The following is a 9,231-nucleotide window of genomic DNA, read 5'->3' as shown; positions in this document are numbered from 1 at the left end:
GTGGGCACCGCCGTGGGGACGCCGAGGGCGGGGGGGCCAATCAGACCCATGACCCCGCCCAGCACGGCCTCGAGACCGCCGCTCTTGAGGATGTAGCCGTCGGCGCCCGAGGCCTTCGTCTTGCCGGCCAGCTCGGCCTCGGGGATGTCGGAGTACAGCACCAGCTTGGCGGTGACCTTCTTCTGCCTGCGGAGATACTCGACGACATCGTCGCCAAACATCTCCGGCATGTTCACGTCCATGAGGATGAGCGCGAACGGTCCCTCGGTGAGCTTCTGGTCGAGGCTGGCGAGGTCCTGCGCGCCGCTCGCCTGGTAGCCAGCGGCGGTGAGGGCCCGGACGGTGAGCTCCACCAGCATCGGGCTGTCGTCAATGACCAGTACGCGCGACATCGTCCTCCTCAAAGGAATCCCGCTAACCCTACACCTTTGAAGCAGCGCGGACCATCGAAACGGCGACCAGGCGGGCGGCCTATCGCGTCCACTTGACCGGTTTTCCTCCCCTCCGGGATACTTTGCCGCCTTGACCTCGACCCCGACACCCCTTCAGCGAGCACTCCGGATGGCTCCGGATCGCGCTGTCGCCGTCCAGGCCCGGCCCGAGCAGGAGTTCTTCTGCTTCCGGGTGGGCGACCTGCGACTTGGCGTGCCCAGCGAGAACGTGCTCGAGGTACTCCGCGCCGGCCTGCTCACTCCCCTGCCGAGGACGCCCTCCTTCATCATGGGCGTTACCGGTCACCGGGGCGAGGTGCTTCCGGTCGTCGACCTGCTCCGCTTCCTCTCCAAGGGAGAGGCGCGCATCGGCCCGCGTACCCGCCTGTTCGTCGGCATCTCCGGCAGCTACGTGGCCGGCGTGGTGGCGGACACGGTGCTCGGCCTGCGCCGCATCCCCGTCGCCGAAATCCTCCCGCCGCCGCTGGGCGGTGACGCGTCCGCCGAGCACCTGCTCGGCGTGGTGCAGGGCCATGGCGCGCAGGACTCGATCAACCTGCTCAACTTCTCCAAGCTGCTGCAGACGGCGCGGCAGCGCGCGGTGGCTCGATGAACGACGAGCACTCGCACGAGTCGGGAGGAGAGGTGGACATCCTCTTCTTCGACATCGGCGTCTCGACGTTCGGCACGGATGCGTCGCAGGTGCTGCGCATCGACCGGTCGCTGCCGGAAGACATCACGCTTCCCGAGCTGGGCCTGCCGCACCGCGGGCACCGCGCGCTCGTCTTCGACACCCCGGAAGGCGAGGGCCACCTGAAGGTGGACGCCGTCCACGCCGTCCGCTCCATCCCTCTCTCCGCGCTACGCCGGATGCCCCCCACGGCCGGCGCGGCTCCCTATGCCGTCGGTGTGTGCCTCGAAGAGGACCGCGCCGTACTGCTCATCGACCTGGTTGAAACCGCCAGAACCCAAGGAAGGCACTGACAGCAATGTCCCTGGACACCCCTGACAACAAGCCCACGTCCAAGGCTCGCGCCGCCCGGAAGGCCCCCGCCTCCAAGGCGGCCGGTGCCGCATCCAAGGCCGGCGCCGCATCCAAGGCCGGCGCCGCCAACACGGCCATGCTCCCGGCCCAGTACAAGGCCTTCACCGACACGCTGCTGACGGTGCTGTCCGGCAACCTCCAGGCCCGCGTCCCCAAGGAGCTGGTGGGTGAGCAGGGCGCCGAGATGGCCCACCTGCTCAACCAGGTGCTGGACAACCTCGCGGCCTCCGAGCACCGCAAGCAGGTGTCGGCGCAGGAAATCGACCAGGCGCTGGACTCGCTCATCGGGCTGGTCCGCGAGGGCGACCTGTCGCGGTGGAACACCACCACGGAAGACCCCCAGCTCGGGCCCCTGCTCGAGGGCTTCGGCAAGGTCATCGAGACGCTGCGCACCTTCGTGCGGGAGATCAACGAGGCGGCGCTGCGCCTGTCCTCGTCCGCCAACCAGGTGCTCGCGGCCTCCACGCAGCACGAGACGTCCTCCACGGAGCAGGCGGCGGCCATCCACGAGACGACCGCCACCATGGAGGAGCTGAAGCACGCGTCCGCGCAGATCGCCGAGAACGCGGGCAGCGTGGCGCGCGTGGCCGAGGAGACGCTGGGCGCGGCCCGCGCGGGCCGTGGCGCCATCGGTGAGTTCATCCAGGCGATGCAGCAGATCCGCAGCGACGGCGTCGCGGTGGCGGACTCCATCGCCAAGCTGTCCAAGCGCGTGGAGCGCATCGGCACGGTGGTCGAGGTCATCGACGAGATCGCCGACCGGTCGGACCTGCTCGCGCTGAACGCGGCGCTGGAAGGCAGCCGCGCGGGCGAGGCGGGCAAGGGCTTCTCCATCGTCGCGGCGGAGATGCGCCGGCTGGCGGAGAACGTCCTGGACTCCACCAAGGAGATCAAGAACCTCATCACCGAGATTCGCGAGGCCACGGCCGCCGCGGCTGGCGCGGCGGAGGCCTCCAAGTCCGCGACCGAGTCCGGCGAGAAGCTGGGCGCGGTGGCGGCGCAGGCGGTGGAGGGCATCCTCGCCGGCGTGCAGGAGACGAGCGACGCGGCCCGCGTCATCAACCTCGCCACGCAGCAGCAGCGCACGGCGACGGAGCAGGTCGTGGCGTCCATGGCGGAGATTGAAGACGTGACGCGCCAGACGACGCAGGCGTCCAAGCAGGCCACGGGCGCGGCGGCGGAGCTCACGCAGCTGGCCGGACGGCTCGCCGAGCTCATCAAGCGCTTCAAGGCCGACTAGCACTTCCTGGAGCTGGAATAGGAGGGGCGAACGCCGGCCATGGACACCGAGGCTCTCAAGAAGTCCCTCCTGAAGAAGTTCCAGGAGGTCACCGCCGACCGCCTCCAGAAGATTCAGCTGGGGGTGTTGGACCTGGAGAAGGAGACCGCGGACCAGGCCGCGGAGGACGTCGCGCGCGAGCTGCACACGATGAAGGGCGAGGCCCGCATGCTGGGCCTGGCCGCCATCGGTCAGCTGGCGCACGCCGCCGAGGACGTCTTGCGCGCCGAGCGCGAGGGCAGGACGGCCACCGAGATTGCAACGGACGTCATGCTCCGCGCATGCGACGTGCTCTCGGACCTGAATGAAGACCTGGCCGCCGCCAGCACCGGCAACTCGGCCAGCGAGGACATGGTCCGCGCGCTGGCGGAGGTCTCCGGACAGGAGCCGCCGTCGTTCGGCCCCAAGCCGGCCGCGAAGCCCGCGGCGCCGGTGGCCCCGCCGCCCGCGCCCCTGCTCGTCGCTCCGGTGGCGGCGCCGGTGGTGACGGCCCCGCCCGTGCCGCCGGCACCGGTGGCCCCGCCGCCCGCGCCGAAGGCTCCCGAGCCCGCGGCCCATGCGGCTCCGCCCTCCGCGGCGGCCGCCGCGTCCGCGCATGCGGAGGACGCTCCGAGCGCGGCGAAGTCCGCCGTGGCGGACCGGACCATCCGCGTCAACGTGGAGGTGCTGGACTCGCTGGGCCTGCTCGCGGGTGACCTGCTCGTGGAGAGCGCCCGTGGCCGGCTGCGCAGCTCGGAGACGGAGGCGCTCTTCGAGCGCTTCAGCCGCCTGGGCGACCGCTTCCTGCGGCTGGCGGAGCATCTCGACATTCCCGCGCAGGTGCGCGCCGCGCTGGACCGCGTGGAGAGCGACCTGCACATGCTGCGCGACGATGCGTTCCGCTTCGTGCGGCGCAACGACGACGGCATCAACACGCTGCACGGCAACCTGGCGAAGATGGCGGACCACGTGGCCGAGGCCCGCCTCGTGCCGCTGTCCACCGTGTTCGACGCCTTCCCCCGAGCGGTGCGCGAGATGTCGCGCACGCAGGGCAAGGAGGTGGACCTGGTCATCGAGAACGCCGACATCGGCGTGGACCGGTCCATGCTGGGCGACGTGCGCGACGCGCTGGTGCACCTCTTGCGCAACTCGGTGGATCACGCCATCGAGGCGCCAGACATGCGCCAGCAGCTGGGCAAGCCGCTCACCGGGCGCGTCCGCATCCGCGTGCGGGTGGACGGCGACATGCTCCACATCGAGGTGGAGGACGACGGCCGCGGCATGGACCCCGAGCGGCTGCGTCAGGCGGCCGTCAGCAAGCGGCTCCTCACCCAGGTGCAGGCCGCCGCGCTGTCCGAGCGCGAGGCCATCGAACTCATCTTCCGCCCCGGCTTCTCCACCCGCGACCAGGTCAGCGAGCTGTCTGGCCGTGGCGTGGGCATGGACGTGGTGAAGCGCAAGGTGGAGACGCTGGGCGGTTCGGTGGGCGTCAGCAGCCGCATCGGCCGTGGCACCACCATCACCCTGCGCCTGCCGCAGTCGCTCGCCCTCATGAAGGTGCTGCTGGTGCGCCTGGGCGACGACGTCTACGGCATGCCCGCCGCGGACGTGGAAGCGGTGATGCGCGTCAAGCCGGAGGACCGGCTCGAGATTTTCGGCACCCTGGCGGTGCGGCACCGTGGCAAGCCCACGGCGCTGGTGGCGCTGGTGGCGCTGGGGCCGCTGCTGGGCCTCAACGGCGGCAACCGCTTCGACAAGCCGCCCGCGGTGGTGGTGCGTCACGGCGAGGACCACGCGGCCCTCGTCGTCGACGGCTTCGTGGACGAGCGCGAGGTGGCCGTGAAGCCCTGCGGCGGCGAGTTCCTGAAGGGCGCGCCCTTCATCGCCGGCACCGCGGCGCTGGAGGACGGCCGCATCGCCGTGCTCCTGCACGTGCCGGACATCATGGCCGAGGTGCGCCGCATGGCGCGGCCCGTCACCCAGGCTCCGGCGGCCAAGCGGCTGCGGGTGCTGCTGGTGGACGACTCGCCCATCGCCCGCGCCACGGAGGGCGCGCTCGTCAAGGCGCTCGGCCACTCGTTGGAGGAGGCCCAGGACGGCGAGGAGGCATACGGGAAGGTGCAGAACAACACCTACGACCTCATCCTCACCGACGTGCAGATGCCGAAGATGGACGGCTTCTCGCTGGCGCGGAAGCTCAAGTCGACGCCAGCGGTGGCGCGCATCCCCGTCATCATCCTGTCGTCGCTCGCCTCGCCCGAGGACAAGCGCCGCGGCCTCGACGCGGGCGCGGACGCCTACCTCGTGAAGGGCGAGCTGGGCGTGGAGATTCTGGCGCAGGCCATCGACCGGCTGACCTGAGGAGCCACGCTTGGGCGGCACGGCTGCGGCGGGAATGGCGTTCCGGGTGCTCATGGTGGGCAAGGGGCTGCGTGCGCTCGCCGCGCGCGGCCTCTTCGACGGCGAGTCGCTCGTCCCGGTGGGCCCGGCGGAGGTGGACTTCGCCGGCGCGCTCGTCGCGGTGCAGCGCCACTTCCCGGACGTGGTGCTCCTGGACCTGAGCGCCCGCGAGTCGCTGGAGGCCGTCGAGCAGGTCATGGTGGAGCGGCCGGTGCCGATCCTCGCGCTGCACCCGGGCGTGCTTACCGGTCAGGAGGCCTTCCAGGCCATGGCCCTGGGCGCGCTGGACGTGCTGGAGCGGCCGCCGTCCCCGGGCGCGGACTTCTGGACCAGCGTGGCGCGCAAGCTGGTGATGCTGGCGCAGGTGAAGGCGGTGCGGCAGGTGAGCACCCGCCCGCCGAAGACGCCCCGCGAGGAGACTCCGCCGCCGTATCCGCTCGTGGCCATCGCCGCGTCGCTGGGCGGGCCGAAGGCCGTGGCGCAGGTGCTCCGGACGATTCCTCGCGGCTTCCCGGCGCCCATCGCCTACTGCCAGCACATCAGCGACGGCTTCACCGAGGGCCTGGCGCACTGGCTGTCCATGGAAACGGCGCTGAAGGTGAGGGAGGCGGAGGACGCGGTGGTGATGGAGCCCGGCACGGTGTACATCGCTCCGTCGGGCAGTCACCTGTTGGTCAGACCGGAGGGCAGGCTGGAACTGGACTCCGGGCCCGCGCTTCGCGGTTTCAGACCTTCGTGTGACATGCTGCTCACTTCCGCGGGCGAGGCCTTCGGCTCGCGCTGCATCGGGGTCATCCTGACGGGCATGGGGCGAGATGGGGCGCGAGGCTTGAAAGAGATTCGCGAGCGCGGTGGACGCACCATCGCCCAGGACGAGGCGACGTCCACCGTCTGGGGCATGCCGCGCGAGGCGGTGCAGCTCGGCGCCGCGCAGGAGGTGCTGCCGCTGGACCGCATCGGGTCGACCTTGCTCTCGTGGGTGGACGCGTGCTGACCGTGAGCAACAGGGTGCTCCAGCAGCTGGCCGCGCTCCTCCTGGAGCGCGCGGGGCTGAAAATCACGCCGGACGGCTTCCACAGCCTCCGGCTGGCGCTGTCCACCCGCATGCCCGTGGTGGGCGAGGTGGCGCCCGACAAGTACCTGGAGCGCCTGGCGGGCCCGGGCGGCGAGGAGGAGCTGCGCTCGTTCCTTCCGCTGGTGACGGTGGGCCACACCGAGTTCTTCCGCGACGCCAAGCAGTTCCGCGCGCTGGAGAAGAGCGTGCTGCCGGAGCTGGTGACGCGCGCGCGGCGCGAGATGCGCAAGGTGTCCATCTGGTCCGCGGGCTGCGCCACCGGCGAGGAGCCGTACAGCGTGGCCATGGTGCTGGCGGAGCTGGGCGCGCTGGCCATGGAGGTGGACCTGTGGGCCACCGACCTGAACCTGGCCGCCGTGGAGGCCGCGCGGCAGGGGCGCTTCTCCACGCGCCGCGCCATCAGCATCAGCCAGGAGCGGCTGAAGCGCTTCTTCCGCCCCGTCGAGGACGGCTACGAGGCACTGCCCGCGCTGCGCGACTACATCCGCTTCGATGGACAGAACCTCGCCGTCCCTGTCTTCGACAAGGTGGCCCTGTCCTCGCTGGACCTCATCCTCTGCCGCAACGTCATCATCTACTTCGACCTGCCCACCATCCGCGGGCTGATGGACCGGTTCCTCGCCGCGCTGCGGCCGGGCGGGCTGCTCTTCCTGGGGTACTCGGAGAGCCTCTTCAAGGTCTATGACCGCTTCGAGATGATCGAAGTGGATGGCGCCTTCGTGTACCGGCGCCCGCTCGGCGACAAGGGCCACCGCGCTCCTCCGCTGCGGATGACGCCGTACCCCGGCGAGACGGAGACGCCGGAGCGCAAGCCGCAGACGCCCGAGTCGTTCGCCTCGGACCTGCGCAAGCGCATCCAGACGGAGAACGCGTCGAAGGCGGCGGGGCCGGGTGCGCCCGCGGCGGCGGGCTCTCGGCAGCCGGGTGCGCCCGCGGCGGTGGCGAAGGGCTCCGCGCAGGGGCAGGAATCGGCGCAGGCCGGTTCGCAGCAGCCACGCGCGGCCGACTCCGCGCGCCCGCGCATCACCGTGGAGCTGCCGGCGATGGGCTCACGGGACTCCGCGCGCCCGCGCATCACCCAGGAACTGCCCGCGGTCGTGCCTCCGCGCACCAGCACTGGCGAGGTGCAGGTGGCCGCGTGGCCCAAGCTGCTGCCGCCCGCGGAGCGGCTGGCCATGGCCGTGCGGAAGATGGCGCAGGGTGACTTCCCCTCGGCCATCGCCGGGGTGGAGCGGCTGCTCGTGGACGAGCCGAGCGACCTGGACGCGCTGCTGACGCTGGGCAACCTCTACTCGCTCACCGGCCGCATCCCCGAGGCGCGGGACACCTTCGCGCAGGCGATTCAGCGCGAGCCCCTGTGCGTGGAGGCACGCGTCTTCGGTGGGGTGGCCGCGCTGCAGGCGGGCAACCTCGCGGAGGCCCGCTCCGAGCTGAGCAAGGCCCTCTTCCTGGAGCCCACGCTGGCCATCGGCCACTACCTCCTCGCGCAGGTGCACGAGCGCTCCCAGGAGCCCGAGGCGGCGCGGCGCAGCTACCGCAACGCCATTGCCCAGCTGCGCTTCCCGCAGCGCCCGCTGGCCGGGCACTACCCGGAGATGCCGGACTCGGCGGAGGCCATCTCCCGCGCGGCGCGCTACGCCCTCGCCGCGCTGGAGGAGCAGCCCCTGCGCTGAACGTCGCAGGGGCCTGGCCTCCTGAAGACTCAGCTCAGGTTGCTCTTCACCTGGTCCAGCGACTTCTTCGGGTCCAGCACGGAGGCGAACTTGTCCTGCAGGTAGGACTTGGCCTTGCTGCGCAGGAGCATGCCCGGGTCCGTGCCCTCGCCCTGCACCTGGTTGTCGGTGATGACGAACGAGGCGTCCATCTGGATGCCCATCACCTTGCCGGCGATCTTCGCGCCATCGCCCTGCCAGTTCGCCTTCACGCCGTACTTGTTGCTCCAGTACTGCAGGAGCTGCTCGACGCGCTGCTTCACCTCCTCCTTCGGGAGGGAGTGGGGGATATCGAACTTCATCATGCCCATGGCCCGGCTCCTGATGTCGGTGACCCGTCCGTGCGTTTAGTGGCGCCCGGGCGGGAAGGAAACCGCCGTGAGACTATTTGAGGGCAAAGATGTCAACAGGCTTGCTCAGCGAGCGGCCGCGCTCCGGGAGCGCTTGAGCTTCACGGGCGGGTCCTCGGGGCGGCCCCACCGGGCCATGTAGGGCGCCAGGTCGTACTTCTCCGCGGTGCGCGGCGAGCTCATGGGCCGCACCTTCCCCAGCACCTTGCGCTCCTGGAAGGGCCTGTCGTGCAGCCCCAGCACCCACATGAAGTTGGCCACGCTGCACGGGTCTCTCCCGTCCACCGCGTACTTGTCGTTGAGCAGGGTGATGCGCTGGAGGCCCTCCAGCGGGGTGGGGCTCCACTCCAGGAGCTTCTTGCCCCACAGCATGCGCAGGTAGTTGTGGATGCGGCCGCGCTCCAAGAGCTCGCGCTGGGAGGCGTTCCACAGCCCGTCGCCGGTGCGCGCCGTTTCGAGCTGCTCCAGCGTGTAGAGGTGCTCCCGCGCGTCCTTCTGGTGAGTGGCGAGCGTCTCGCGCGCCCACGCGGGCAGCGACTCCAGGGAGAGCTGCCGCGGCACGGGGGTGTGGAAGCAGTAGTTGAAGGCCAGCTCGCGGCGCACCAGCAGCTCCTCGAGGAAGGAGCGCACGGCGGGGTGGTCCGTGCCGCGCTCGCGGACGACGGCGCGCGCCGCCTCGCCAGCATGGAGGTTTCCCCAGTGAAAGAAGGGGGACAGGCCGGACTGGTGCGCGCGGCCCGGGTCGCTGCGCTCGGTGTCGTAGCCCTCCAGCTTCATCTGGAGGAAGGCCTCGAGCGTCTTGAGGCCGGCCTTGCGTCCGCCGCGCTCGGGAACGGGCGTCACGGAGTGGTCGATGGCGAACGTGTCGAGCGCCTCGCGGGCCGCGCGCGCGTCCGTGGTGGCGAAGCCCGGCTCCAGCTTCTTCGCCGCGGCGGCGGCCTTGAGGGGGCGGGCGGGGAG

At 71.1% G+C, this 9,231-nt stretch carries 8 protein-coding genes and 1 pseudogene; 6 read left to right on the top strand and 3 right to left on the bottom strand.

The annotated features are described in order from the left end of the window. Positions 1 to 392: response regulator (locus HG543_RS47815; RefSeq protein ID WP_169351649.1), on the bottom strand; the 392-nt coding region annotated here is incomplete at its 3' end. 169 nt (positions 393 to 561) lie between these two features. On the opposite strand from HG543_RS47815, the gene HG543_RS47810 reads away from it, so the two are divergent. From HG543_RS47810 to HG543_RS47785, 6 genes are read left to right on the top strand one after another with little or no spacing between them, the layout of a single operon-like run. Further along, positions 562 to 1,044 (top strand): chemotaxis protein CheW, encoded by a 483-nt coding sequence (locus tag HG543_RS47810; RefSeq protein ID WP_169351648.1) that lies wholly within the window; start codon positions 562 to 564, stop codon positions 1,042 to 1,044. Further along, positions 1,041 to 1,415 carry a Frizzy aggregation protein FrzB gene (locus HG543_RS47805; RefSeq protein WP_169351647.1) on the top strand — a complete coding sequence of 125 codons (375 nt, stop codon included), beginning with the start codon at positions 1,041 to 1,043 and terminating at the stop codon, positions 1,413 to 1,415. The genes HG543_RS47810 and HG543_RS47805 overlap by 4 nt, the downstream gene beginning before the upstream one ends. 5 nt (positions 1,416 to 1,420) lie before the next feature. Beyond that, the gene (locus HG543_RS47800) at positions 1,421 to 2,716 is read left to right on the top strand and encodes a methyl-accepting chemotaxis protein (protein WP_169351646.1); all 1,296 of its coding nucleotides are present in this window, start codon (positions 1,421 to 1,423) and stop codon (positions 2,714 to 2,716) included. A gap of 39 nt (positions 2,717 to 2,755) precedes the next feature. Then, on the top strand, positions 2,756 to 5,095 hold the full coding sequence (locus HG543_RS47795) for a hybrid sensor histidine kinase/response regulator (RefSeq protein WP_169351645.1): 2,340 nt from the start codon (positions 2,756 to 2,758) through the stop codon (positions 5,093 to 5,095). A gap of 34 nt (positions 5,096 to 5,129) precedes the next feature. After that, positions 5,130 to 6,128, top strand: a complete 999-nt coding sequence (locus HG543_RS47790; RefSeq protein ID WP_169351650.1) for a chemotaxis protein CheB — start codon at positions 5,130 to 5,132, stop codon at positions 6,126 to 6,128. Next, a complete protein-coding gene (locus HG543_RS47785; protein WP_169351644.1) occupies positions 6,122 to 7,882 on the top strand; it encodes a CheR family methyltransferase in 1,761 nt (586 codons plus the stop codon). The genes HG543_RS47790 and HG543_RS47785 overlap by 7 nt, the downstream gene beginning before the upstream one ends. Before the next feature lie 29 nt (positions 7,883 to 7,911). Here the strand turns inward: HG543_RS47785 and HG543_RS47780 are convergent, their stop codons facing one another. Beyond that, positions 7,912 to 8,232 (bottom strand): polyhydroxyalkanoic acid system family protein, encoded by a 321-nt coding sequence (locus HG543_RS47780; protein ID WP_169351643.1) that lies wholly within the window; start codon positions 8,230 to 8,232, stop codon positions 7,912 to 7,914. Between the two features lie 105 nt (positions 8,233 to 8,337). Next, positions 8,338 to 9,231, bottom strand: a pseudogene (locus HG543_RS47775) (deoxyribodipyrimidine photo-lyase); the annotation flags it as partial.

Origin of the sequence: Pyxidicoccus fallax (assembly GCF_012933655.1) — a bacterium.
GTDB lineage: Bacteria > Myxococcota > Myxococcia > Myxococcales > Myxococcaceae > Myxococcus > Myxococcus fallax.
This window is presented reverse-complemented; position numbering and strand designations above follow the sequence as displayed.

What these genes read in the sequence shown, in the direction of transcription:
- HG543_RS47810 (WP_169351648.1), top strand. Translation starts at nt 562, where the DNA reads ATGGCTCCGGATCGCGCTGTCGCCGTCCAGGCCCGGCCCGAGCAGGAG.
- HG543_RS47805 (WP_169351647.1), top strand. Translation starts at nt 1,041, where the DNA reads ATGAACGACGAGCACTCGCACGAGTCGGGAGGAGAGGTGGACATCCTC.
- HG543_RS47800 (WP_169351646.1), top strand. Translation starts at nt 1,421, where the DNA reads ATGTCCCTGGACACCCCTGACAACAAGCCCACGTCCAAGGCTCGCGCC.
- HG543_RS47795 (WP_169351645.1), top strand. Translation starts at nt 2,756, where the DNA reads ATGGACACCGAGGCTCTCAAGAAGTCCCTCCTGAAGAAGTTCCAGGAG.
- HG543_RS47790 (WP_169351650.1), top strand. Translation starts at nt 5,130, where the DNA reads ATGGCGTTCCGGGTGCTCATGGTGGGCAAGGGGCTGCGTGCGCTCGCC.
- HG543_RS47780 (WP_169351643.1), bottom strand. Translation starts at nt 8,232, where the DNA reads ATGGGCATGATGAAGTTCGATATCCCCCACTCCCTCCCGAAGGAGGAG.